The 24539-nt window shown below is 46.4% G+C and carries 24 protein-coding genes and 1 pseudogene; 3 read left to right on the top strand and 22 right to left on the bottom strand.

Annotated elements, in window-relative coordinates; genetic code table 11:
* Positions 1–21: 21 nt before the first annotated feature.
* The 7 genes from atpG to LC508_RS06175 form a co-directional block, all read right to left on the bottom strand.
* Positions 22–921, bottom strand: coding sequence for an ATP synthase F1 subunit gamma (gene atpG / locus LC508_RS06145; protein WP_033140427.1), 900 nt, complete (start codon positions 919–921; stop codon positions 22–24).
* A gap of 4 nt (positions 922–925) precedes the next feature.
* Positions 926–2434, bottom strand: coding sequence for a F0F1 ATP synthase subunit alpha (atpA, locus tag LC508_RS06150; protein ID WP_033140428.1), 1509 nt, complete (start codon positions 2432–2434; stop codon positions 926–928).
* A 5-nt stretch (positions 2435–2439) separates the two neighbouring features.
* Entirely contained in the window at positions 2440–2949 is a 510-nt protein-coding gene (gene atpH / locus LC508_RS06155) for an ATP synthase F1 subunit delta (RefSeq protein WP_181014445.1), read from the bottom strand.
* Positions 2924–3421: a F0F1 ATP synthase subunit B gene (atpF, locus tag LC508_RS06160; protein ID WP_033140429.1), complete on the bottom strand. Its 498-nt coding sequence runs from the start codon at positions 3419–3421 to the stop codon at positions 2924–2926. The genes atpH and atpF overlap by 26 nt, the downstream gene beginning before the upstream one ends.
* A gap of 19 nt (positions 3422–3440) precedes the next feature.
* Positions 3441–3656, bottom strand: a complete 216-nt coding sequence (gene atpE, locus LC508_RS06165; RefSeq protein WP_018594308.1) for an ATP synthase F0 subunit C — start codon at positions 3654–3656, stop codon at positions 3441–3443.
* Between the two features lie 36 nt (positions 3657–3692).
* Positions 3693–4361 carry a F0F1 ATP synthase subunit A gene (locus LC508_RS06170; RefSeq protein ID WP_033140430.1) on the bottom strand — a complete coding sequence of 223 codons (669 nt, stop codon included), beginning with the start codon at positions 4359–4361 and terminating at the stop codon, positions 3693–3695.
* 390 nt (positions 4362–4751) lie between these two features.
* A complete protein-coding gene (locus LC508_RS06175) occupies positions 4752–5489 on the bottom strand; it encodes an SIR2 family NAD-dependent protein deacylase (RefSeq protein WP_225305331.1) in 738 nt (245 codons plus the stop codon).
* 163 nt (positions 5490–5652) lie between these two features.
* Between LC508_RS06175 and LC508_RS06180 the strand changes: the two genes are divergently transcribed.
* On the top strand, positions 5653–6528 hold the full coding sequence (locus tag LC508_RS06180; protein WP_103732317.1) for an NAD(P)/FAD-dependent oxidoreductase: 876 nt from the start codon (positions 5653–5655) through the stop codon (positions 6526–6528).
* 93 nt (positions 6529–6621) lie between these two features.
* Positions 6622–6930 (top strand): thioredoxin, encoded by a 309-nt coding sequence (gene trxA, locus LC508_RS06185; protein ID WP_033140433.1) that lies wholly within the window; start codon positions 6622–6624, stop codon positions 6928–6930.
* Positions 6931–6993: 63 nt separating this feature from the next.
* Here the strand turns inward: trxA and LC508_RS06190 are convergent, their stop codons facing one another.
* A complete protein-coding gene (locus LC508_RS06190; protein ID WP_033140434.1) occupies positions 6994–7665 on the bottom strand; it encodes a Crp/Fnr family transcriptional regulator in 672 nt (223 codons plus the stop codon).
* Positions 7666–7751: 86 nt separating this feature from the next.
* On the opposite strand from LC508_RS06190, the gene LC508_RS06195 reads away from it, so the two are divergent.
* On the top strand, positions 7752–8444 hold the full coding sequence (locus LC508_RS06195) for a GDSL-type esterase/lipase family protein (RefSeq protein WP_052099238.1): 693 nt from the start codon (positions 7752–7754) through the stop codon (positions 8442–8444).
* A gap of 104 nt (positions 8445–8548) precedes the next feature.
* On the opposite strand, the gene LC508_RS06200 is transcribed toward LC508_RS06195, so the two are convergent.
* The 14 genes and pseudogenes from LC508_RS06200 to LC508_RS06270 form a co-directional block, all read right to left on the bottom strand.
* On the bottom strand, positions 8549–9967 hold the full coding sequence (locus tag LC508_RS06200; protein WP_103732316.1) for an MFS transporter: 1419 nt from the start codon (positions 9965–9967) through the stop codon (positions 8549–8551).
* A 71-nt stretch (positions 9968–10038) separates the two neighbouring features.
* On the bottom strand, positions 10039–11568 hold the full coding sequence (locus LC508_RS06205; protein ID WP_054351162.1) for a carboxylesterase/lipase family protein: 1530 nt from the start codon (positions 11566–11568) through the stop codon (positions 10039–10041).
* Positions 11569–11578: 10 nt separating this feature from the next.
* Positions 11579–12793, bottom strand: a complete 1215-nt coding sequence (locus LC508_RS06210) for a hypothetical protein (RefSeq protein WP_103732315.1) — start codon at positions 12791–12793, stop codon at positions 11579–11581.
* Positions 12794–13223: 430 nt separating this feature from the next.
* Complete coding sequence (locus LC508_RS06215; RefSeq protein ID WP_054351160.1) at positions 13224–15539, bottom strand: alpha-L-rhamnosidase-related protein; 2316 nt, start codon at positions 15537–15539, stop codon at positions 13224–13226.
* Positions 15540–15920: 381 nt separating this feature from the next.
* Positions 15921–17132, bottom strand: coding sequence for a helix-turn-helix transcriptional regulator (locus LC508_RS06220; protein WP_103733236.1), 1212 nt, complete (start codon positions 17130–17132; stop codon positions 15921–15923).
* A 60-nt stretch (positions 17133–17192) separates the two neighbouring features.
* Positions 17193–17657 (bottom strand): low molecular weight protein-tyrosine-phosphatase, encoded by a 465-nt coding sequence (locus tag LC508_RS06225; protein ID WP_033140439.1) that lies wholly within the window; start codon positions 17655–17657, stop codon positions 17193–17195.
* A 114-nt stretch (positions 17658–17771) separates the two neighbouring features.
* Positions 17772–17966, bottom strand: a pseudogene (locus tag LC508_RS06230) (integrase DNA-binding domain-containing protein); the annotation flags it as partial.
* A 124-nt stretch (positions 17967–18090) separates the two neighbouring features.
* Positions 18091–18279, bottom strand: a complete 189-nt coding sequence (locus tag LC508_RS06235) for an excisionase (protein ID WP_054351157.1) — start codon at positions 18277–18279, stop codon at positions 18091–18093.
* Between the two features lie 21 nt (positions 18280–18300).
* Positions 18301–19026, bottom strand: coding sequence for an amino acid ABC transporter ATP-binding protein (locus LC508_RS06240; protein ID WP_103732689.1), 726 nt, complete (start codon positions 19024–19026; stop codon positions 18301–18303).
* Complete coding sequence (locus LC508_RS28335; protein WP_103732690.1) at positions 19019–20530, bottom strand: ABC transporter substrate-binding protein/permease; 1512 nt, start codon at positions 20528–20530, stop codon at positions 19019–19021. The genes LC508_RS06240 and LC508_RS28335 overlap by 8 nt, the downstream gene beginning before the upstream one ends.
* A gap of 61 nt (positions 20531–20591) precedes the next feature.
* Entirely contained in the window at positions 20592–21419 is an 828-nt protein-coding gene (locus LC508_RS06255) for a sugar phosphate isomerase/epimerase family protein (RefSeq protein WP_054351237.1), read from the bottom strand.
* A 50-nt stretch (positions 21420–21469) separates the two neighbouring features.
* Positions 21470–22576: an SIS domain-containing protein gene (locus LC508_RS06260; RefSeq protein WP_158587342.1), complete on the bottom strand. Its 1107-nt coding sequence runs from the start codon at positions 22574–22576 to the stop codon at positions 21470–21472.
* Between the two features lie 22 nt (positions 22577–22598).
* Positions 22599–23465 carry a PfkB family carbohydrate kinase gene (locus LC508_RS06265; protein WP_033140443.1) on the bottom strand — a complete coding sequence of 289 codons (867 nt, stop codon included), beginning with the start codon at positions 23463–23465 and terminating at the stop codon, positions 22599–22601.
* Between the two features lie 11 nt (positions 23466–23476).
* Entirely contained in the window at positions 23477–24451 is a 975-nt protein-coding gene (locus tag LC508_RS06270) for an SIS domain-containing protein (protein WP_103732692.1), read from the bottom strand.
* Positions 24452–24539: the final 88 nt, after the last annotated feature.

Genomic DNA, 24539 nt, shown 5'->3' on the forward strand with positions numbered 1-24539 from the left:
AGGAAACCTCCTTCCTGCTCGCTAGTTTTTATTCTTCTGTGCCTTGGCTCCGCTGATGACCTCAGTGATTTCCTGGGTGATCGCAGCCTGACGCACACGGTTATATTTTATTGATAAATCTTTCAGCATGTCTTTTGCACTGCTGGTAGCTGCATCCATGGCCATCATACGGGAATTATGCTCACTGGCATAGGATTCCACAAGACAGCCGTAAATGATACCGTGCAGGTAATTGGGAACAATGCTGTTCAGGACTTCTTCTGCGGAGGGAACCATCTCGATCTCCTCCTGATGAATATCTACCATCACCTGTGCCGGTGTACGGAAACTTGCTTTTTTAAGGGGAAGAAGCTGTTCCATCTCTGCCACCATATTGGCGGCATTGGCCATTCTCGTGTAAATGATATACACTTCATCCAGCTCCCCGGTCAGGTAATTGGCGATCATCTTCTCTGAGATCACCCTGGCCCGGTGCATGGTCGGCTTCTGTACTGTGAACCGGAAGTTCGTGTCAATATCCACGTTCTTCTTGTAGAAATACTGTCTTCCCACCTCTCCCAGCACAAAGAGCTGGGGATGCGCGTCATTTTCCATACATTCTTCTGCTATCTTAAACACATTGTGATTGTAAGCACCGGCAAGACCCTTGTCTGCGGAAACGACGATGTAGCCCGTTCTGCGTTTGTCTTCCGGAACATCAGCCCGCTCGTCAAAGAAACGGTTTCCTTCCGTATCCGGAGGCATATGACGGAGAACACGGCCGATCGCAGACTGCAGGGAATAAAAATACGGCTCCGTATCCGCCAGCACTTTCCTTGCTCTCTTTAACTTGGAGGAGGAAATCATGTACATGGCGTTGGTGATCTTCATCGTATCCTGGATACTGTTTATACGGCTTTGTATCTCTTTTGCACTTGCCATCTCATCACCTGCTCTTATTCTTAAATTCCTCTGCCACCTTTAAAATCTTCTCGCCCAGTTCATCGGAGATGACTTTTTTCGTCTCAATCTCCTGTCCGATCTCCGGATAGTTTTTCTCAAAGTAAGCCAGCATATCTGTCTGGAACGGCTTCACATCCTTAATCTCCACACCGGAAAATACCTTATGTGTTGCTGTCCAGAGGGTGATAACCTGCTCATGGTTGGACAAGGGATGGCACAGAGGCTGTTTCAAAAGCTCCATCAGCGTCTTTCCGTAGGAAAGCTGTTCTTTTGTGGCATCATCCAGGTCAGACGCGAACTGTGTAAACACTTCCATCTCCCTGTACTGTGCCAGGTCAATCCTCATGCTGCCTGATGCCTTTTTCATGGCCTTTGTCTGGGCCGCGCCGCCCACACGGGATACGGAAAGACCCACATTGACAGCCGGACGGTTGCCGGCGAAAAACAGGTCACTTTCCAGGAAAATCTGTCCGTCTGTGATGGAAATAACATTGGTCGGAATATAAGCGGAAACGTCGCCTGCCTGTGTCTCAATGATAGGCAGTGCCGTGATGGAACCGCCGCCCGCCGCGTCGCTCAAACGGCTGGAACGCTCCAGCAGTCTGGAATGCAGGTAGAATACGTCACCCGGGTAAGCCTCACGTCCCGGAGAACGCTCCAGAAGCAGGGAAAGGGCACGGTAAGCCACCGCATGCTTTGACAGGTCATCATAGACGATCAGCACATCCTTGCCCTGGTACATAAAGTACTCTGCCAGAGCGGTTCCCGAATAGGGAACAATATACTGAAGGGGCGCACAGTCGCTTGCTGTCGCTGCAAAGACTGTGGTGTAATCCATGGCGCCGTATTTTTCCAGAGTTCCGGTCAGTTTTGCAACTGTGGAGGCCTTCTGTCCGATTGCCACGTAGATACACATGACGTCCTTGCCTTTCTGGTTCAGGATAGCGTCAATGGCAATGGAGGTCTTACCTGTCTGACGGTCGCCGATGATCAGCTCACGCTGTCCGCGGCCGATGGGGAACATGGAGTCAATGGCCAGAATACCTGTTTCCATGGGAACAGATACGGATTTACGGTCAATGATACCAGGTGCTTCCTGCTCGATGGGACGGTAATCCTCTGCCTTGATCTCTCCTTTTCCGTCAATGGGTGCGCCAAGGGCATCCACGATTCTTCCGATATAGCCTTCACCAACCGGGATACCTGCTCTTTTCTTTGTGCGGACAACTTTTGTGCCCTCTTTGATTCCCATGTCCTTGCCGAATATGATGACACCGATCTCATTTCTCTTGATATCCTGCACCATACCCTTGACACCGTTCTCAAAGGTCACGATCTCTCCGTACATCGCATGGTCTATTCCATAAACAGTCGCAATTCCGTCACCGACCCAGATTACGTTTCCCACTTCACGGACACCCGTTGTCATATCGAAATTTTCTATTTCTTCTTTCAGAATGGAGATAATCTCCTCTGAATTGATTGAACTCAAAGCGTTCACCTCCAGGTCAATTTTTGTTGTAGTGCATTGATTCTGCCCTTCAGGCTGTAATCAATCTCCCGGTCTCCTACGCGGAGGGTAAATCCGCCGACCAGGTCTTTTTCTTCCTGTAACTGAAATGCTACATCCTTTACGTGGTATTGCCTGCAGAGAAATCTTCTGATTCCTTCAAGCTGCTCCTCTGTAGGAAGTACCACATAAGACAGAGTGGCATTTAAAATATTATTTTGCTCGTTGTAATACTCCTGATATGCCTTAAAAATTTCCTGTGCCTCGCCTGCTTTGTGGTATCTGCACAGTATTTTCATAAAATTATGTATCTCTTTCGGAAAAATCCGGTCTACAACTCTCTGCTTCGCCGCCAGGGATACAACAGGGCTTGAAAGCACTTCCGACACCTGGGGAACTTTCTCTAAAAGTTCTCTTGCGCCGGCTGCAGATTCCGGTGAAATGTTCAGCTCATACAGCACTTTCCCGTAATTATTCAGACTCTCTGTCATCTGCATCACCCGCTTCTGCTAAAAATGTGTCGTAGAGCATGCTGTTTCCCGCCTGGCTTCCGCCTGCAAGCATTTTTCTGGCTGCTTCCACGGCAAGGCCCGCGATTTCGGATTTTGCTCCTGCCAGGGCATTTTCCTTTTCCTGTTCTGCCGTTTTTCTGGCACTTTCCAGGATTCTGGCAGCCTGCTCATTCGCTTCCCGAACGGTACGCTCTGTCAGGGTCCTCGCATCCGCTTTCGCTTCCTCGATAATCTGTAAGGACTCGGCTTTTGCACCGCTTATTGCCATTTCATACTGGCCTTTCAGCTCATTCGCCTTTCCTTCTGTTGTCCTGGCATTTTCAAGCTGCTGTGCGATGAGTGTCTTTCTTTTTTCCATGATTCCCAGTATCGGTCCGATCAGGAATTTTTTCAGTAAGAGATAAAGAACTATCAGGTTAATTATGGTCCAGATAAGGCCCCAGCCTAAACTCAGCACCTGTCTTCACCTGCCTTCCTTATTTTACGAATAACAGTAATAAAGCGATAACGAAACCGTAAATAGCAGTTGCCTCTGCAAGTGCACATCCGAGTAACAGCGCTTTACTGATCTTTCCCTCTGCCTCCGGCTGTCTTGCGATCGCTTCTGTTGCTTTAGATGTTGCAAGACCGATACCTAAACCTGCTCCTAAACCTGTTAAAACTGCCATACCTGCACCAATTGCTGTTAACATATCTCTGTTCTCCTTTTCCAAATTTATTTTTAATGATTACTCTTCTATCTGCTCCTTGATAAAGAGCGAAGTTAAAAAAACAAATACATAGGCCTGAATCAGACCATCAAAAATGTCAAAATAAAAGCTGAATGGAATGGGTAAAACAACCGGTAAGATCATTTTGATCAGTTCCATTACAACAAATGATCCGATAACATTGCCGAACAACCGCATACAAAGCGATACCGGGCGGATAAATATCTCCATAATGTTAATCGGCGTAACAATGGCCATGGGTTCTGCAAAACTGTGCATGAACCGCTTAAACCCTTTCTGCTTCCATCCTGAATATTCAATCAGGAAGATGCTTATGATTGCCAGCCCTGCTGTCACGTTTAAGTCCTTTGTGGGCGGCTTAAAGCCCAGAAGACCAATTAAGTTAGCCACGCCAATATAGATGGCAGCGGTAATCAAGTAAGGAATATACTGCTTTCCTCTCTCGCCCAGAATATCCGCGAAAAAGTCATGCAGAAATCCAATAGATGATTCCAGAGCCAACTGTTTCTTACCGGGATTTTCCACCTTCAGATTTCTGACAAGAACGATGGATAATATCGTCAATGCTGCCATAATGATCCAGGTGACCACCACGGACTCCGTGACTGGTATCCCGCCAAAAATTGGGATGGTAAATACGGTCTCGCAGTTCAGCTCTTCCGTAATCCTATCCGCTATAGTTCCCGTAGGACATCCTCCCTTTCTATTTTATGATTTTTTAACTTCTCCTTTCTTATTTATTTATGATTCCAGAAAACATTACAGCTAATTTTTTCATTTGTCAATCTTTCTTTATATTTTTTTCGATGTGGCTTTCCTGTGATTTTACGGACAATTTTTCAGACATTTTTTCAATTTCTTTTATGGTTTTCTCCCTGTTTTTGGAGGGTTTTCGTGTACCAATTGGTATATGGAAAAATACAACTGATTTTTTTCATAAATACAAGTTGTTTTTTTGATTAATTTTTGTGAAATGTGTTAGTGTTTTTCTAAATCCCTCATATAAAAAGCGCCTCATTCACGAAAAACGGGGCGCTTTTTTGTTAGGTTTTCACATTAATAACCTAGTTTCGTAAAAATATTTCTCGGCTCATCCCAGATGACAAGGTATGCTCTGCTGTCTGAGTGATGATGCTCTTTATGAATGATGACCAGATTCGTTCCCTCAAAGTATTTGATATACTTGGAAAACACCTCGGAATCCAGTGTCGTTCCAAGAAGGATCAGGGTATCCGCGTTCTCAATCTCCCAGGTTGCCCTTGTCATGAGCTGGCTGTCCATCATTTCGCCAAAGAGAGCCACCTGCGGACGGATGACACGGCTGCAGTCCTCACACAGCGGTACTTTTTTGGACGCTCTTATATATTCCAGCGGATATTTCCTTCCGCAGTGGGGGCAGATATTCTCATGGATGCTTCCGTGCAGGTTAATCACATTGCGGCAGCCTGCCTTCTGGGGATATCCGTAAATATTCCCGGTAATGATACACTTCAGCTTTCCCTTCTGCTCCATCCTGGCTGCCACACGGAACGTGTCGCTGGTGTCCACATCCCCCTGGAGAACTTCGTCGCGGTAAAATTTGAAAAACTCCGCCGGCCTGTTGTTGTAGTACACACTGGTAAATATATCCTCCGGTGACACACCGTATGTCTTCTCGATCTCATACGCTTTCTCCGGTGTCTTCATTCCCATGTATCCGCACTCTGCCATCATGCCGGAACCGCTTAAAATGACTGTATAGGCGCTGGCATCAAGGATTGCCCTCAGCCTTTCAATCTTTTTTTCCTCTTCCATAAATCTTTCCTCCTCCCGGCCATTTCTTATGTTTATATTTTACCATTTTTCTCTGTTTTTATAAAGGCTTTTTTCTTATGTAACCAGGTCACCAACAAAACCTGTGTCTTTTGGTAAAATTTATGATAAGATAAGAGTAGAAAGAAAGGAAGTGCCTGAATATATGGAAAAACTGATTATCGCCGGCGCAGGACCTGCCGGAATCTCCGCTGCTCTGTACGCAGTCCGCTCCGGCATCACGCCGCTTATCATACACAAAGGTATCGGTGCTCTGGAAAAGGCAGCGAAGATTGAAAATTATTACGGACTGCCTGACCCTGTTTCCGGACAGGAGCTGTATGAGAACGGTCTGAAGCAGATCAAAGCCCTGGGAGTCCCTGTCGTGGAGGATGAAATGCTGTCTGTGGAATACGACGGCGATTACACGATTCACACCATCACGTCCACCTATCAGACCAAGTCATTGATCCTGGCAACGGGAACCAAAAGGAACACGCTTGCCCTTAAGGAAGCCCGCAGATATGAAGGCAGCGGTATCAGTTACTGTGCCATCTGCGACGGTTTTTTCTACCGCCAGAAGGATGTGGCAGTGATCGGCAACGGAGAATACGCCCTGCATGAAGCAAAGGTGCTGGAACCCATGGCTGCCAAAGTCACGATCCTCACCAACGGCATGGAACCCACTTTTGAAAAAGAAGCGCTGGGAACCATCCAGGTTGAGACAAGGAAGATCATTTCCGCCGGAGGAGAGCCCACCTTAAAATGGCTGGAACTGGAGAATCACGAAAAATTTCCGCTGGACGGACTTTTCGTGGCGCTCGGAACCGCAGGAAGCACAGATATTGCAAGAAAACTGGGCTTGATGATAGAAAACAATCATATCATGATAGAGACAGACACCAGCACTGCCCTTCCCGGACTTTTTGCAGCAGGAGACTGCACAGGCGGCCTTCTTCAGGTATCAAAAGCCGTCTATGAAGGAGCCCTTGCGGGAACAAAAGCTGTGAAGTATTTAAAAAAGCTTCCGGAAGCAGTGTGACACAGTCACAGAAAAGTGGGCCTGCATCTGATAGAATAGGCTCATAAAGATGAGAAACCAAAAATTTATGATAAAAATAAGGAGTGTATAATTATGGCAATGGTATTTGATGAGAAAAACTTTAAAAGTGAGGTATTGGATTCTGTTGTTCCTGTAATGGTAGATTTCTGGGCAACCTGGTGTATGCCCTGCCGCATGCTGGGGCCGGTTATTGAGGAGATCGCCGAGGAATCCAAAGGCGCGTATAAAGTAGGCAAAGTAAATGTGGATGAGAATCCGGGTCTGGCTTCCTCCTACGGCGTTATGAACATTCCCACGGTTCTGGTGTTCAAGAATGGAAAGGTTGTGGAAAAATCTGTGGGAGTTGTTCCAAAAGGGCAGCTTTTGAATCTTCTGAAATAAAAACAGAGATGGATGGATAAAAGGGTGCGGCTTCCTGCCGCACCCTTTTTCGTCATGCCTGCCTTACGGCAGCAGCTCATAAAGGCTGCTTTTATTTTCAATCTTGATTCCGCCGCGGAACAGGGATATATCCCCCTTTTTTACCATCTGTTTCAGGGTTCTGCTCACCGCTTCCCTGGCACTGCCGATGGCTTTTGCGATTTCCTCATGGGTCATACGGATGCTGTCATCCTTCCTCTGTGCGGATTCGTCGATGAGAAAAGCGGCGATCCTCTGAGTCAGACTTAAAAACAGCATCTGCTGCAGAGCCTCCACAACGCTTGAAAAACGCTCTGTGGCAATCTTGTAGGCATAATTCTCCACATAGATATTGTCCACCGCAAGAGCGGAAAATACAGGTGCCGGTATCAGCAGAACATCACAGTCCGCCTCTGCCTCTATCTCCACATCAAAGGTGATGGCTGACAGGGCACAGGAAGCTGTGAGCACACAGGTATCCCCTTCCCTGATCCGGTATATGGTCACCTCTTTGCCCTCGTCAGACAGGAGATACGCACGGATAACGCCCTTTAAAATAAATACGGTTCCCAGGCATTCCCTGGTGGGTGAATAGATCAGGCTTCCCGCCGGATAGTGCACTTCTCTGGAATCCCGGCACACCCTCTCCTGCTGCTCTTTTGTCAAATGTTCCCAGAAAGGTGTCTGCACCAGAACTTCTTTTATTCTATCTTCCATTTTTGTATCCTTCCCTTGCAATTCCATTTTTTAGCCCTTACAATAAGATATGCATGTGAAATATGAAAAAAGGAGAAAATTCCTTTATGAGACAAAAGAAACTTTCTGATTACCTGCTGCGCTTTGCCGTTCTTCTGGCCGTCATACTCCTCGTCCTCCGGCTGACCTGCCCTTCCCAAACGCGGATCGCCTGTGTGGGGGACAGCATAACCTACGGCGCCACGATCCGGGACAAAAGCCACGACAGTTATCCCGCACAGCTTGGAACTATGCTCGGCCGGAAATATTCCGTAAAAAATTTCGGTGCCAGCGGATACACACTTCAGGAAAGCTGTGACAGACCTTATACGAGCCACAAGCGGTACAAAAAAAGCCTGGACTTCAAACCGGATGTGGTGCTGATCATGCTGGGGACCAACGATACAAAGCCCTATAACTGGATCAGCACAGAGGCATTCCAGGATGATTACCGGCAGTTGATCCTCTCCTACCAGGAGCTGCCATCCAGACCGGATGTCATTCTCATGACGCCTGCCTCTGTATTCCCGGAGAATTTCAATCCTGCAAAGCCCTATAAGATACGGGCCGGCGTAGCCGGCGAAGCAGCAAAAGCAGTCCGTGAGCTCGCCAAGGAACTGGGACTGCCTTTTATCGATATTCATGAGGTGACTGCCAGCCACCCCGAATTTTTCCTCCAGGACGGTGTCCATCCCAACGAACTGGGAGCCAAAGCCATTGCCCGGACTGTCTATGAGGCCCTGAAGGATTGGGGGTACTAAGCTTTCCCTCTCTTTTCATCAATATACCACATATCAGGAAGTTATTCCAGTACAGAATATTTTAACCGGTCTGCCGGCACTACTTTTTCATACGGTCAGCGCAGTCAATACGCAGACCTGTCTGAACTGTTACGCTTTGCCATCTCTGTGCGGATCACCGGCAATTCTTTGTCCAGGCGGTAAAACAACATAAGTACAGAGCACAGGGCCACACAGATAACGGGAATCCAGTTGTAGCAAAAGCTGATCGCGCTCTGTGCACCTGCTGACTGCACGGCTTTTGCCGCATCGAATCCGCCTGCCGCAAGAATCCAACCCATAACTGCCTGTCCAAGACCGAGTCCCAGCTTCTGGGCTGTGCTGACGCCTGCATTGCCCATTCCCACAGCCACAACACCGGTCTTCCACTCTCCGTATTCAATCGTATCTGACACCATTCCAAAGGCCATACCGCCGGCAGCCCCTAACCCCACGCCTTTTACTGCGTTAAAGAAAATAAGTAACGGAAGGTTTGTACCGCACAGGCCTGTGCCTGCGAATCCCGCCATCATAGCAATAAGACCGACCTGATAGGTTCTGTGTTTTCCGAATTTCTTCATGAATGCCGGTGTGAGGAACATGATGCCAAACTGTGCGATGGACAGCGCGTTGTTGATCGGGGTGTAGAAGCCTATATCCCCGAGAACATACTGCGCATAGTAGGCTGCCGCCACTGCGTACATGACAATGACAAAGAAAATCAGGAACATACAGACTGTCATCAGAACCCAGTATTTATTTTGGAACAGGGATTTTACGGCTTTCCTTGCAGGTACGGATTTTTCTTCTTTTTCTCCTCCTGACTGTTTTTCCATGTTTTTTACGCGTTCCTTTGTTCCGAAGAAACAGAGGATACTGGCAGCAATGACAATTATGCCTACAATCATAAAGGCTTTTGTCCATGCTTTCTGTGTGTAGATATCACCGTCTCCGAATTTGTTCAGCCAAGTGAGGAAGAAGGTGTTCATGGTGATGTTCGCCAGTGTCTGGAAAATCATGTTCATGTTGCCCAGCAGACCACGGTCAAAGTCATTCTGGGTCATAAGGTAATTCATGGAAGTATACGGTACATACATAGCTGTGTAGAATACGGCGTTTACCAGGTTATACATGATAAATATGTAGACGTATTTTATAAATCCGGTCATGGATGCCGGGATACAGAACAGCAGCAGTGTGGAAACTGCCAGCGGAATACACATGCGCACCAGCCAGATCCTGGCCTTGCCGTGTTTGGATTTGGTGTGGTCCACGATTCCGCCCATGATCAGATCGCTGATACCGTCAAATACTTTTGACAGAGCAATGATCGTGCCTGCCACACCTGCATCCACGAAGGATACATTGGTCAGATAGATCATAAAGAAAGCTGACATGATGCCGTTTACCCACGCCATACCATAGTTGCCGATACCGTAGCCGATGCGTTCGCTCCAGCCTAATTTTGCTTTGGGGTCATTATGTTTTGATGCATAACTAAACATTTTCTTCTCTCCTTTTCAGGGCAGTGTTTGGTCTTTACTGCCTCAGTTGTAACGCTTCAGCCACGTTACCCTCAGTTTTCATAAAACCGCATGTCCTTCCAGAGTTCCATAAGCTTACTGAAATCCCGTATTTCTGTCCTGCTCACTCTGTCAAAGACACGGACCGGGGTGTGATATCCCGTGTATTTTGGCCAGTTCTCTTTATCGGGTTCCCCTGTTTTTATAAACCGGACCCAGGAACTGTGCATAGCTTCTATCAGCGTGTCTGCGGTTTCCTCCGTTTCCCCGTCAAAGATAAATCTGCTGAAAGCAAATTCTTTGTCGGCGAACATACAGGGAAGTTCATAAGCGTGGGAGGCTCCCATCCCTGTACTTTTCCCGGATCTTGAAACAAATTCAAAGCTATACAGCCACACATCCCCGTATGCTTTCTGGGCTTGCGCTGCCTTCAGGGAAGGCATACGAAAAGCGTAGTCTGTGGCAAAATTTATAAACGGTTTTAACTGTTCCGCCGGGACTTCTCTTTGTCTGTCTGATACTTCTTTCAGCTTCTGTTCTTCCGGGGAAGACTGGTAATAACGGATCATTTCCGGAAGCGCGGCGGCATGTCCGTTCTTTTCAAACATAGCAGCAGTCATGGCCCAGTTGTTTGGAAACCCCGTCTTTTTCGGATGGACGAACAGGGTCCCCTCATGCTTGTTGGTACCGATGAGAAGCTTTACGCCCTCTGCGCTGCCGCTGCGGATGGCATCAATGGGGCGTACGGGAAGCAGATCGTCCTGTATGGGGCCGGGAAGAAAGATTCCCGGGTTTTTGTACTGGTGCTTTTCTGCCACATAAGTATTGCCTTTCTGCAATTCAAAGGGATTTATCGTTCTGAGCTTCTGCAGATCCCCCACGTTCCACCCCATGCCTTCCAGAAACAGATCTATATTCTCTCCGGCTGTCCTGTGGGTGGCAATACAGTTCGGCAGGGGGCTTTGTGCGATTGCCTGGCTGAACATACCTTTTACGGCGGGAGCTGCCAGCATATTGATCACAGAGGCTCCGCCGGCTGATTCTCCGGCTATGGTGATGCGGCCGGGGTCGCCGCCGAAAGCTTTTATATTTTCATGGATCCAGGTTATGGCAAGAATCTGGTCAGATACACCGCAGTTACTCTCAAAATCTTCACAGCCGGGGTATGTTGTAAAGTCATAAAATCCCAGTACATTTAAACGATACTGAACGGAGACAAAGACAATACCTTTTTCCGCAAATGAGACACCGCTGTAAAGGGGAACGGACGCTGATCCCGTATTGTATCCACCGCCGTGTATCCACACAAGAACCGGCAGATCCTTTCCCTCCATGGGGCGTCTTATGTTCAGGGTAAGGCAGTCTTCGCTGCCTTTTAACTGTCCTTCGTCCAGTTGGACGGCTTCTTTTCCATAGTCTCCGGCGTCATAAATCCCTTGCCATGGAGCCACAGGCTGTGCTCTTTTAAAGCGCAGGCTGCCAACGGGAGGCTGTGCAAATGGGATGCCCAGATATTCCACCAGATTGTTTCTCAGATAGCCTTTTACTTTCCCGGATGTTGTATTTACCACGTATTCTTTCATTGCGGTTTCCTCATGATTTCTTCCTTAAAAGTGCCACTTTTTTCCCTGCTGCAGCTAGGTCTTCGTTACCGCCCGCTGCCTCCTGTAAGACATATGCCTTTAATCTTGGTCTGCAGTTCTTATGGGGTTCCTCGAAAAATCCGAAGTACACTTCTGCCCGGCCGCCGATCTGGTTTTTCTCTATGCCCTGCTTTTCCAGCATTCCTGTCTCGGTCAGCAGCCGGAAATTATAGATAGTCCGGACATAAGGGAGTTCTCCCGCAAGCTGCAGCAATTTACGTGTATATTCAGCCTGCATTTTTTCAAGCTTGGGATCTCCGCAGTCTGTAAAACCTGTTTCCGTTAGGATGACCTGTTTCTCTGCATCACCGTATTTGCACATGACACGATATGCTGCGTCGTTATAATCCTTCCACAGATAGTCCGGTTCCTCAATGTGCAGGAACAGATCCGCCTCTCTTTTATCCTGGCAGGTACTCATCTGATAGGGGTGCCATGCCACCAGGTCAAAGTAATCATCCGGGTCTGTGGACCAGAATTTTCCTGACCGGATGCGGCTGTAAATCTTGTCCAGAGTCCACGCGATTCCATACATGGGCGGCAGGAAGTCCGGCAGATTTCCTCCCAGCCAGGGCGTGCTCAGCGCCGGGGAAAAGGAAACAACTTTTGCATTGGGGTTCGCTCTTCTGATGCCCTTTGCGGCAAAATACATGAGGTCAACCGCTATGTCCAGCTTCTCCTCCGGGCTAAACGGCTCTGACATATCGCTGTCAAGAAATCCGTCAGGCTGCAGAAACGCATTGATGTTCCACTCATTTCCCACCTCCCACTGGGACACCTGGGGAAACAGGGATACCATGGTAAACCAGGACTGCTCCAGCATCTCAAGTGTCTGACGGTAAAGACTGCCTTTTGTCAAATCTCTCCTTGGAACTGCATGCCCTGTATGCTGAATACATCCCTCCGGCAGAAACCACTCGTGGCTCATGCCCGTCACTTCCAGATCCAGCTCTACTGCCCTGTCCAAAAGCTCTGTATGAGCGGAAACGGCCTCCTCATCAGGTGTAAGAGGGTCCTTCAGAATCTCTGTCAGATGCATCCAGGAACGGTATGCCGTACATCCCAATGCCTTTACCAAATCCAGATATTCTGCTGCCGGTACATGGGTATCCCGCTCCCGCTGGATCAGCGGTTCCCCGATTCCGTAAAAACGTTCTGAAATCATGTGCTTTCTCCTTTGATTGTCTTGTGTTTTGATGTATTTATAATAGCAGTGGACGGGAAATTGATATACTGTTATTTTGTTGTTTTTGTAATTATTTTGTTGTAATAATGATGTTGTGTGGGGATGGGGAAAGGAGGGAGGGAGCGTTTGGGGATGGGCGGAAAATATATCATTATCTGGTAAAATAATAAAACCCCTTTTGCATACAGACTGCTGCTCTGGTGTTACAGCCTGTATGTAAAAAGGGTTGTGTAATAATGTTACTTTTTGTTTCAATCCACATTCGGTAATTTCATAGAGTATGATTACGTCATATATGGATGCGAGGCTTGCTCTCATGTCCGTGGAGGATACGGTTTCTCCCCGTCCGTCACTGCCGCTGAGTTTGTTTTGGCGATTTATGCCTCCGCCTATAAAGGTGAGGAAATTTTCACACAGGCGCAGGCAGCACCTCTATATCTTCCGGTACCGTATACTCCACTTTACAGTTCCCATGTTCCAATTTCCATGACACCTGTATATCACCCACCGGTGTTTTTACTTTCCCTGACGCATGTGTCAGATATCCCGCTGTGGGAGCAATGCGGACTTTTCGGAATCCGGGTTTTGCGGGGCGTACCCCAAGCGTGACGCAGGGCAGTTCATATAAAATAAGAGCACCCCATCCGTGGCATTCACTCCTGGCATATGCCTCTGCTTCCACACAGGTCGTGCAATGATTTCTGACCATGTTTCTCCATATCTCCCAATACTGGTTTGTATATTGATACAGTCCTGTCTTTTCCAGAGCCCGAAAGAGATAGAAACACATGGCAACGGTACACTGGGTATACTTCTTATTTTTTATGGTTTCCAACAGATTCCCGGTCCCGGTAATTGTATCTACTGTATCTGTCAAAACCGCAAACACCTGGCAGTGCTGACTGTATTCCTCGACTCCGGGGCCGTCCTGAAGCATACTATTTTTCCCTGTACAATAGGTTCTGACAGCATTCCTGACTTTTTCCGCCTTTTCCGAAAATCTATGCGCTTCTTCCCTTCGGTCCAAAAATAACGCCAGTTTTGCAGCGTGCTGAAGGCCGTAAATATATAATAGACTTTCCATTGTGATTGGTCCATTCACCCCGGCCGGAGGCATTCCTGTGGTGTCGTTCCACTCCTCTGCCCAATCAATAAAAGACCAGAAGGGAGTCTCCATATTCATTCCGCCGATTTTCCCCACATATCCCTGCGGGGTCAGATTTCTATCAAAAAAGTTTAAAATCTGATGAATTGCCGGCATGTATTCCTCTATCAGCTTTTTGTTACCGAAATACATCATGTGGTCATAGACCATCAATATATAATAAACGGAAAATCCCGGAATCACATTGGGATTGCAGTTCGGATAGCAGCAGTTCAGCAAACCGTCATACCGCTGGGATCGTTTTAAATCGTCCAGACATTTCCTGGCCAGTCTGTCATCCGCGCTGACTGCATATGTGTAAAGAATCTGCTGCCTTGCATCCATTATATACTGGAGCTGCTCATAAAAAGGACAATCCTCGTAGCTTTCATGCATACACCGTCTCAGAGTTCTTTCGCTGATATCCCAAATGTCTGCTAAAGTGTTATCGGAGGTTGTAACCTCTGTCTGCACCTGCAGAGGGTATCCTGTTTCTTCGTAATGCATGCTGCAGAGTGTAAGCGGTTCCTGTCCTGTAATGATGTGCAGCCGTATAAAACGGAAGGTACGGAACCAATAAGGTTCATAGGTTTCCGGCATATCCGGACTGCCAAATCCCCCCACAGAATATGTGTCTTCATAGCCCTGCAGATGGCCGTTCATGTTATCTGCTCGGTCTCTTTTTACCGGGATTTTTTCCGGCCCTGTAAAACCATTTTGGACGTAAGCTTCCGAATAGAGGAATTGCACTTTGGATCCTTTTCCGTGACAAAATTCTGTTTTCAGATATCCTGTCATTTCTTCTCCTGCGTCAAGTTCTATAATTTCTTCGGTTTCTGCAGGGAATTTTAAAGTTTTTTTCCCATTTATAAAATCTGCCCAATCCTGACCAGTATATCCGGATTTTTTAACATCCATAACACCGGAAAACTGACGCTCTTTCCGGTACATAAAAGGGATAGTCCGGGGATATAAATTACCCGGGCTGATGGCTTTTGAAATCTGTTTATTGATATACGGTCTTGCCGCATCCCATAGGCTGTCATCATAGGTATCTGTCTTCCAGCCGAAGAGTTCCGGATTTCCTATGACATTTTCATGTATGATCAGGGGAGCAAAACGTTCCTCTTCCCGAATAAATAAGACGGAATCGTCTTTTTTGCATTTCCAGGATGCGTCGGCGGACAACACATATTGTTTTCCGCTGACAGTCCGTATTTCCCCCTTCACGTACAGGCCCGGTACCGGTGTACGGAACATTCCGTGATTTCCTTTTTCCGGGTCCTGGGGATAGCGGAGAACAGAGACTGCGATTACATTTATACCATCTTTCAGATATGGCATTATGTCAATGGTATCATAAAACCATATCTGCAGATCGCCTCTGGAAGGTCCTGCTTCTATGAATTTTCCATTGATATATAGTTTATAGCGGGTGTCTGCGGATATGTGCAGGGCTGCTTCCTTTATTTTTCCGTCTATGTCTATTGATTTGCGAAAAAACACGATTCGCGGCTTTTCCTTGTCTTCCGAATTCCAAGACGGGCTCCAGATCCAGTTTGAATCTTTCAGATATTCCATGGCAAACTCCTTTAGACAGTGTGATCGTTGGCAGTTTGATCAATGTCGTTCTGCCTGTGATTTTTCCTGTTTTGTTGATGGGAATTGGTCTGTAATATTGGGGAATATAGGTATGTATGGATTGCCGTTCCCACCGCTTCTGTTCCGTTTTTTGAAGATTCGTCGCTCCACTTGTGGTTGTCATTCCACTTATAGTGACAGAGAATCTTCAGTTATTTTGTTGAAGATATCTTAACAGGAATCTACAAATGGATATATCTGTATTTTGATCTTTTTGATTTTATTTTGTTCTTATTTTATTAGTGCTGTCTTTCTTTTGTTACTTTTTGCTATTCCTACGTTCTTTTGTCATTCCTCATATTTTATACATTTTTGTTTTTTCTATTTTTCTTCCAGAAATTCCGTTGGTTTATAGGATTCCCGGTACTGTCTTGGTGTCATGTTCTTTTTCGCTTTGAAAATTTTTCCAAAGTAACTTTGTGACGGAAAATTGACGTACTCTGCTATTCTCGGAATCGATTCCTCTGAATAAATCAAAAGGTTTGCAGCACGTTCAATTCTTATATCGTTCACATAGTCCTGGATACATATGCCTGTCTCTCTTTTGAAAATTCGTGATAAATAACTGCTGCTGATTCCCAGCTTACCTGCAATATCATCCAGATATACTTTTTCTTTGAAATGCTTCTTTACATAATCCTTACACTGCTCTGTATAACTGGAAGTATGGCGCTTAGTCTTCAGCTCACAGACACGTTTTGTAAGTTCCTCTATGGCATGATTCCGATAGGCAAGAATCTGCATAATATCTTTACATTCTGACCCTTTATTAATGTAATACCCGCTCATGCGATAAGCCGCATATGGCATTAATCCGCCCTCAATCGCCGCGCGAGCACACAAAGTCACACCTACAACCAGCATATTCCGCCAATGGGTCAGCTCACTGGCTCCCAGTTTTCCGACTTCCGCATCCATATCTTTTGACAAACGGACTGCCTCTTCCACATTCCCCTCACGCACCATATCCAGAAGTTTCCTCTCTTCCTGATAGGAATGGCGGTAAAAGTCTTCTTCCTCAGACTTTAAGGTAAACAAAATCTGCTCTTCCGTTTCCTGTTCTTTCGTGACCGGAACCAGATGATTGGCATCCAACAGCTGCTGATCCGTGTATTCTGCATCGCACACAATTTTTGCAAGTATGCAGACTGTCTGAAGTATTTCAGTAACCGTAAACTGGCGAAGGTTCTTCTCTGCATCTTCCGGGATACCATATGCGCGATAGAACTTGTGTCTTTCAATTTTATTAAAGAAAACCGTGCACATTGGGCCAGCCAGATAGTACGCATCTGGTGCCTTGATACAAACAAAATAGGCCTGGTAATCGTCTTTACAGATGTATGGAACTGTTTGTTTTTCTGCATTTTCTGCCAGGAAACACTGCAGTTCTGCGCAATGGTGTAAAGGATTGTGAGCAGAATTTTTCTGATATGAAATGATGTTGTTATCTTTTAAAGAAAATATACCAATGCCCTGCAGCTCTGACAGGTTCGTTAACAGGTATCGGGATTGTGGCGTTTGGCTTTTCTGCATTGTTTCAAACCTTCTTTGCTGTTTTTTGGCTGATGGCTTTTTCTGCTGCCTGCAGCCGGATCAGATTTTTTTCTGACGCCGCAAAGTCTCCAGAAAGGCCCGGCATCCTTCTACAATATCGGAATATGTTGTTTCAAAATCCCCTGTATACCATGGGTCTGCGATGTCTCTGGGATGCTCGGAAAAATCCAGCAGGCGGCAGATCTTATGTTCCGGATCGTGGCCTGCAATGCGGTTCATGTTACGGATGTTCCACGCATCCATGCCTATGAGGTAATCATATTTTGCGTAATCTGATTTTTTCATCTGCACCGCGTATTTGCCCGCTGTGGAAATGCCTACTTCACGAAGTTTGTTCCTGGTTCCGTGGTGTACGGGATTGCCGATTTCTTCTGTGCTGGTGGCAGCGGATGCGATGTAGAAATTGTTGGATAGGTTTTCTTTTTGGGTTATGTCTTTTAGGACAAATTCGGCCATGGGGGAACGGCAGATGTTGCCGTGGCAGATGAATAGTACTTTTATCATTTTTCTATAACTCCTTATAGGGTCTGTATTTCTTCTCAAACGCTTGATTTTACAGGATTTCTGGTCTAATCCGAAGTCCTCGTTTTTCAGAGTATTTTCTCAAATTGCTTCATGTTTTTCTTTCTCTCTCAGCGAAAGTTCCCGCTTTTTACCTTTGGGGGTTGGGTCATTCCTGTCTAAACGCCAACTATAAACATTTTTCTCTTTTCCGTCCTCATCAATATAACGGAACCGATACCTCCCGTCTGTACGCTGGTACTCACCCTCACGCAAAATCCGATTGCGGTTATCTCGTCTTTTCTCACTCATCGAATCTCTCCTTTCAAAAAAAGGAGAGCCAGACTTGCAAGATTATTGTACCACAAGTTTGACTCTCCGTATAGTTTTATCATAGGATATCGGCAATCTGCCATTCTCTTTTTTCAGAAACTTTTTATACTGCAGTTGCCTGATCCAGATACCGTTCAAATTTCTGTCTTTTTATCAATGCTCTGTTTCCGTTCCTCACATAGAAATCTTCATTGGGATGTTCGTCAATGAGCATTCTCAGCTTGCCTTCTCCAATATGATAATATCCGGCAGCTTCTTCAATGGTCAGCGTATATCTACACCAAACTGGAATATCTGCATAATTTTTTTCATTTTATGTCAGTATTTTCGCAAGAAATTCCTTCGTCCGTTCATTCTCTGGCCGCCCAAATAGTTCTCTTGGCGGCCGGTCCTCCAGAATCACGCCGTGATCAATGAATAACACCCTATCACTTACTTCTCTGGCAAATCCCATTTCATGTGTTACAACAATCATCGTCATTCCGCCTTCTGCCAGTTCTTTCATAACGTGAAGTACCTCCCCGACCATCTCCGGATCGAGAGCAGAAGTCGGCTCGTCAAAGAGCAGGACTTTTGGATTCATTGCCAGCGCACGTGCAATGGCCACGCGCTGTTTCTGTCCGCCGGACAGCTTATTCGGATAGGTGTCCGCCTTGGACTCTAAACCGACCTGCCTCAGCAGTTTCAATGCTTTCCCGGAGCATTCCTCCTCGGGCAGTCCCAGTACTCGCATCGGAGCCAGCATAATATTACGTTTTACTGTCATATTAGGAAAGAGGTTAAAATGCTGGAATACCATTCCCACTTCCTTGCGGTAATCATCAATCTTCAGTCCCGGATCCAGGATATCCCTGCCGTCCACTTCTATACCTCCGCCGTCAGGCTGTTCTAGGAGATTGATGCATCTCAGGAAGGTGGATTTTCCTGATCCGGACGGTCCAATCACGCAGACACACTCGCCTTTTCTGATTTCCGTACTGATATCTTTCAGTACCCGTACCTGCCCGAAACTTTTCTGCAGATGTCTGATCTTAATCACTGTCCCTCAGCCTCCTTTCAAACTTCCCGAGCAGGATTGTCAGAAGTTTTACAATAACATAATAAATCACTCCTGCGGCGACAAGCGGAATAAACATCTGATATGTTCTGGAGGACACATAGCTAGCAGCTTTCGTAAGATCCAGAATACCCACATAGCCAAGAATAGACGTCTCTTTGATCAGCTGGACAAATTCATTTCCGAGTGCCGGGAGGATATTTTTCACTGCCTGGGGCAGGATTACAAATGACATAGTATCCGTATATGACATTCCAAGCGATCTGCCTGCCTCCGTCTGTCCTTTATCCACAGCAAGAATACCGCCGCGGATCACCTCGGAAACATAAGCTCCGCTGTTAATCCCGAAGCTGACCACGGCCGCCAAATATCCCAGTCGGCTGTGGAACACTGCAAAATAAATAATCATCAGCTGCAGCACAGACGGAGTTCCGCGGATAATGTCCACATACAACGCCGCAATGCCTGCCACGATACTCTTTCGTTTCATCCGGTCGGCTCGAAGTCTCACAATCGCTACAAACAGACCGATCAAAGTCCCAACCAATGTGGAAAGTATTGAGATCAGAATCGTAATCTCCACACCACTCACATAATACTGCCAGCGGTTTTCATCTAGGAAAATAAATTTCAGTTTTCCCAGGAAACCCTGCTCTTCATCTGCGGCAGCCGTATCTTCTCCCTCACCGGAGAAATATTTTTCATACAGTTCATCATATGTGCCGTTTTCTCTTACCTTAGCCAGCCCTTCGTTAATCAGTTCAGTAAGTACGGTATTCCCTTTCTGGATGCAGAATACCGTATCTTCTTCTGTCCCCGGCACCTCCGTATATATAATGCCGGTCGTCTGGTCGCAGTAAATCTCGGCCATGATTGTATCTATCACGACTGCGTCCGCTCCCTGGTTCATCAGTTCCATAACTGCGCTGGACGCCGTCTTAAAACGTTTCACATCAGCATCTTCCACCATACCGTAATCTGTATTTTCACCAGATACGATCAGATCACTCATAGAACCTTCCAGAACTGCCACTGTCTTTCCTGTCAGATCAGCGAATTCGGTAATGTCTGCACCTTCATTGCAGATGATACTCTGGGAACCGGTATAGTAAACATCTGAAAAATTTACACTTCTCTCCCGTTCCTCCGTCGGTCCCACCGCAGCTGCGATAATCTGTATATCTCCTGCTTCCATTGATCCCATCAGCGAATCAAATGGCAGGTCGTTCCAGACCAGTTCAATCCCCTGTACCTCAGCAATGGCTTCAAGCAGGTCATAATCAAATCCTGTCAGTTCTCCGTCACTGTCCCGGTATTCAAAAGGTGAATACTCGGCATTTGTTCCCACCACGATTTCTTTCGTCTGCTCCGCCGCATTCAGAGTAAACATCCCGTCTGCGGGCAGTAAAACTGCGGAGCCGGCAATTGTCAGAGCTGTCAGAAGCAGGAACAGGATTCCTCTCTTTTTCTTTATAATCAATCTCATATTTGCTTCCTTTTCTCTTTGCTGCCCTGCCGGATCACAGGGCGGATTCTGTTTCTCAGTTTCAGATAATATATGGCTCGTACGCTTTTATATTCCGCAGATCCGCTGCTGCCGGATTATTGAAATAATCAAACTCCGTGATCTCCTGTCCGAGATACCCCATGTAGTTATGACGTTTCAGCGCTCTCAAGAACTCTTCGAGGTCGTGGGTCCCGTCGCCCCAGATAAGATGTCCGTACGGATTGCCATCAATAAAGTGCATATGGATAATATCTTCGCCCAGAACGTCAAACCACTGGTCGATAGTCTCTCCTGCGACTCCCATAGCCGTCGTGTCGATCATTGCTTTGAGATTTGGATGGTTTACTTCATCCAGCATCCGTTTTACATCCTGCACTGTTGTAGCCAGATTGGATTCCTGCGGCCGCAAAGATTCCATTGCCAGACGTATGCCGCGCTCTTTCGCGTATTCTGCAAGCATGGACAGCATCTCTCTTGAACGTTTCCACGCTTCCTCACGTTCTTCATTCCAGTATCCCCATCCGGAATTGATGGCCATGATCTCCGCGCCCAGTTCTTCGCCTGCATCCATCGCCTTCTTAAAGTACCCAAGGCTCTTTTCAAACTGCTCTTTCTCCTGTGCGGCAAATTGATACTGATATGTACAGTTTTCCGGTGTGATGACACGGAGTGTCAGATTCCGGTCATTCAGAAGTTTTCTCACTCTTTTACAATCTGAATATTCCAGATAGCTCAGGAAAAAATGCGGTGTTCCGGGCCAGAATTCAATCGTCCGGATTCCCGCCGCTGCCTGTGCATCCAGAAAGTACTCCAGTGAATAAAACAGGTAATGGATATTCATTCCTGCAATCTGTTCTCTTTTGATCATTTTTTCCAAAGTCGTTCTCCTTTGGATCCTTCCCGGATCCTTTGTTTTTATTACTCAATCTTGCTTCCCATATATTTGTGAAATTCCGGATCTTTCGGCAGGTTCAAGTCTATCCCTCTTGCTCTTGATGCGAGCACAAAAAGCATTTGCTGTGGCAGCATATACTCCAGCACAGAAAAATCAGAATCATTGATAAAATGGCAGCACAGAACATTCGCGCACTGGCCTTCCGAACAGGCAGTCTCCGGAAGATTTACCGCATAATGCCGGTATCCTTTCTCCCTGTAATAGCCGTACAATTTCTCCATTCTCATTTTTTCATATCCGTCTGCCGGAAACAGGTACAGAAAATCCGTATCCTCTGTCACTGCATTGTATATTCCATGCATAAATTCCTCTGCTTCATACCCCCTGACAGGAAATCGGCAGGTCTCGGAAAATTTCAGACACCCCTCCAGAAGTGATGCCCGCATGCTGCTTCCGGTGATCAGCATCAGGTCCCTGCTATTCACAAGTTTATCCGCTGTTCTTTTACACCATCCGAAGCTTTCTTCAAGAATCCCCGGCATATTGTCGGTTACCCTGCGGAGCCGGCTGATATATTCCGCTTTCTGCATGCCGGTAATCCTGCCCGTTTTCTCAGCAGCCATAATAAAAAAAAGGAACAGTGTCAGAACGGTAGCTGTATATCCTTTGGTCGTGGCTCCGGCATCTTCATACCCGCATTCCACATAAAGAACAGCCTCTCCGTGCCGTGTAATCTCCGCCTCGTACTCTCCTGTCACTGCAACCGTGCAAAATCCCTTTTTCCCCGCCGCATCAAGCGCTCGGATGACTGCTGTGCTCGTGCCCTGCTGCGAAATTCCGATCACCAGTGCTTTGTCTGAGACAACATCCATCTCTTCCATAACTGTTACTGGGTATACGGGAGTCACCCGTATACCCAGCAGTTTCTGTGCAAAGACAGAGGCTCCGACAGCTGCATTGTAGGATGAGCCGGATCCTGTCAGAATGACCTCACTGATCTCTCCGCGGATTCCCTCCCTGTCGAATATTTTCCCGCAGTCCTGCAAGACAGACGCCTGACCCTCAATAATTCTGCTCAGAATATCCGGTGTTTCACCGATATACTCCAGTGCGTCTCCATGATAGATCATCAGTCCTCTCCTCTTTTTTGTTTTATATTTCTCTTGTAATTGTCTTTCCGTATCCGAAAGCACCGTCCAATGTGCATACATGCGCGGCAAATTTGGATGCTTCTGCTAGAGACGTCCGGATTGCATCCGGTTTCTCTGCACCTTTCTTTAACTGATCGATATAGCAGTCCATGAAAGAAGTAAGGAACGAATCCCCTGCCCCCATGGTATCCACAACCTCATCGATCATTGTCGCCGGCTGTACATAAAACTGCTCTCCGTCATACATGATGCATCCCTTTGATCCTCTTGTAAGAGATACCAGTTCCGGTCCCAGAGAATACATAAATTTCAGATGTTCTTTCGCCGCGTCTTCATCGCCGTCAAAGGAACAGAATGCATATGTCACATAGGGCGCATATTTTTCGTAATATTCTTTTGAAGAATCGTCCGAGAAATCAAAGGAAATCCTGATTCCCGCCTCTTTCATCGGCTTTAACTGTGATTCTGTATAGCAATAATTTCCGGTGTGGACAAAGTCAAACTGTTTCATATACTCCAGATCAAACCGATCCAGAATATACGGTGTCTTACCTCTGACTCCGCCCTCATTGTAATCACCGAAAATGCGGTCACCCTCATTCAGAGTACATTTGGACCATCCGTTCTCTCCGACCAGCTGTTTGCATTTAACTGTTTCAATCTCAAGCTCCTGCAGCACGGAAATAACAAACTCAGCAATATCGTCACTTCCAAAATATCCCATATATGCAATACGGTTTGCTCCGAACATTCTGGAATAAGCACAGAGGTTTACACAGTTTCCTCCCGGATACATCATGTGCGAATGCTCATAAATATCTACTACGTTATCGCCAAATCCTAAAACATTTGTATTATATTTTGCCATCGCTATTCTCCTTAATACTCTACAACACCCATATATCTTCTCATATCAAGCGGATGTCTTCTCTTATCCTGAAGTCCTGTACGGTATGCAACAGTCATTGCATAGAATACCATCGGACAGAAATATTCGTTTACGCTCTCGTCGATCGCATCAATGCCAAGTTCGACTGCATCAATAACTTCATATTTCTTCGCATATTTCTTAAGGAATGTGAGTGCCCTTTCATCCATAACTCTTGCCTTGCCGGTTCCCATAAGCAGGATATAAAGATGATCTTCATCTGTACACTCGAACGGGCCGTGGAAATATTCGCCTGAGTGCAGGTAGCAACAATCCATCCACTGCATCTCCTGAAGAGAACAGATGGAAAATCCATATGCCTGTGAGTAGGAAGCGCCGGATCCTATGATGTAGAGGAACGGTTCATCGAAATATTTCTCTGCGAATACCCATGTACGGTTCTGTACTTTCTTCACAGCTGCGCGTACGATACCGTCAGCCTTCTCCAGTCCGTCCAGGACTGCTTCATATTTTGTATATCCAGGCTCCTGCATCTTCATCAGCTCATTTAATACTCTGATAACGATGCCCTGCGGCCTTTCTCTTTCATTTGTATCATCTTCCCAGCTGTATACGACCGAATTCATATCCTCCTGTGCGCAGATTGATTCCGGATTGTGTGTCATAGTGATGATTGCGGCGCCTCTTTCTTTTGCAAGTCTGGCAGCTTCAACGGTCTCTTTTGTATTTCCTCCATGTGAACACAGGATAACGAGTGCTCCTCTTTTCAGAAATTTTGATGGTGATACGGTCATTTCTCTTGCTGTCAGCCAGTGTGAATGCATTGTCTCTGACTCAGAATTTATAAAATAGTACCCCGGATACAGATCTACAAGAGAGCCCCCGCAGGCTGTAAGGAATACATCGTTGATCTTTCCCTGTTCCTCATAGATTTTTTTGATAAGTTCTTCCGGTCTATTGCTCATAATTCAATTCTCCTTTTCTACTTTTATAAAATATTTTTTTAAATTGCACAAGAATTGTGCACCTTCTATATCTTCTCGCGTTCCTCCG

It is taken from the genome of Blautia parvula (genome assembly GCF_020215665.1).
In the GTDB taxonomy this organism is placed as follows: Bacteria; Bacillota; Clostridia; order Lachnospirales; family Lachnospiraceae; genus Blautia; species Blautia celeris.

What these genes read in the sequence shown, in the direction of transcription:
- LC508_RS06205 (WP_054351162.1), bottom strand. Translation starts at nt 11,568, where the DNA reads ATGAAAGAATACGTGGTAAATACAACATCCGGGAAAGTAAAAGGCTAT.
- LC508_RS06225 (WP_033140439.1), bottom strand. Translation starts at nt 17,657, where the DNA reads ATGATAAAAGTACTATTCATCTGCCACGGCAACATCTGCCGTTCCCCC.
- LC508_RS06195 (WP_052099238.1), top strand. Translation starts at nt 7,752, where the DNA reads ATGAGACAAAAGAAACTTTCTGATTACCTGCTGCGCTTTGCCGTTCTT.
- LC508_RS06260 (WP_158587342.1), bottom strand. Translation starts at nt 22,576, where the DNA reads ATGATCTATCATGGAGACGCACTGGAGTATATCGGTGAAACACCGGAT.
- LC508_RS28335 (WP_103732690.1), bottom strand. Translation starts at nt 20,530, where the DNA reads ATGAGATTGATTATAAAGAAAAAGAGAGGAATCCTGTTCCTGCTTCTG.
- trxA (WP_033140433.1), top strand. Translation starts at nt 6,622, where the DNA reads ATGGCAATGGTATTTGATGAGAAAAACTTTAAAAGTGAGGTATTGGAT.
- atpE (WP_018594308.1), bottom strand. Translation starts at nt 3,656, where the DNA reads ATGTTAACAGCAATTGGTGCAGGTATGGCAGTTTTAACAGGTTTAGGA.
- LC508_RS06255 (WP_054351237.1), bottom strand. Translation starts at nt 21,419, where the DNA reads ATGATCAAAAGAGAACAGATTGCAGGAATGAATATCCATTACCTGTTT.
- atpH (WP_181014445.1), bottom strand. Translation starts at nt 2,949, where the DNA reads ATGCAGATGACAGAGAGTCTGAATAATTACGGGAAAGTGCTGTATGAG.
- atpG (WP_033140427.1), bottom strand. Translation starts at nt 921, where the DNA reads ATGGCAAGTGCAAAAGAGATACAAAGCCGTATAAACAGTATCCAGGAT.
- LC508_RS06215 (WP_054351160.1), bottom strand. Translation starts at nt 15,539, where the DNA reads ATGGAATATCTGAAAGATTCAAACTGGATCTGGAGCCCGTCTTGGAAT.
- LC508_RS06265 (WP_033140443.1), bottom strand. Translation starts at nt 23,465, where the DNA reads ATGGCAAAATATAATACAAATGTTTTAGGATTTGGCGATAACGTAGTA.
- LC508_RS06180 (WP_103732317.1), top strand. Translation starts at nt 5,653, where the DNA reads ATGGAAAAACTGATTATCGCCGGCGCAGGACCTGCCGGAATCTCCGCT.
- LC508_RS06200 (WP_103732316.1), bottom strand. Translation starts at nt 9,967, where the DNA reads ATGTTTAGTTATGCATCAAAACATAATGACCCCAAAGCAAAATTAGGC.
- LC508_RS06270 (WP_103732692.1), bottom strand. Translation starts at nt 24,451, where the DNA reads ATGAGCAATAGACCGGAAGAACTTATCAAAAAAATCTATGAGGAACAG.
- LC508_RS06210 (WP_103732315.1), bottom strand. Translation starts at nt 12,793, where the DNA reads ATGATTTCAGAACGTTTTTACGGAATCGGGGAACCGCTGATCCAGCGG.
- LC508_RS06175 (WP_225305331.1), bottom strand. Translation starts at nt 5,489, where the DNA reads ATGGAAGAGGAAAAAAAGATTGAAAGGCTGAGGGCAATCCTTGATGCC.
- LC508_RS06190 (WP_033140434.1), bottom strand. Translation starts at nt 7,665, where the DNA reads ATGGAAGATAGAATAAAAGAAGTTCTGGTGCAGACACCTTTCTGGGAA.
- LC508_RS06220 (WP_103733236.1), bottom strand. Translation starts at nt 17,132, where the DNA reads ATGCAGAAAAGCCAAACGCCACAATCCCGATACCTGTTAACGAACCTG.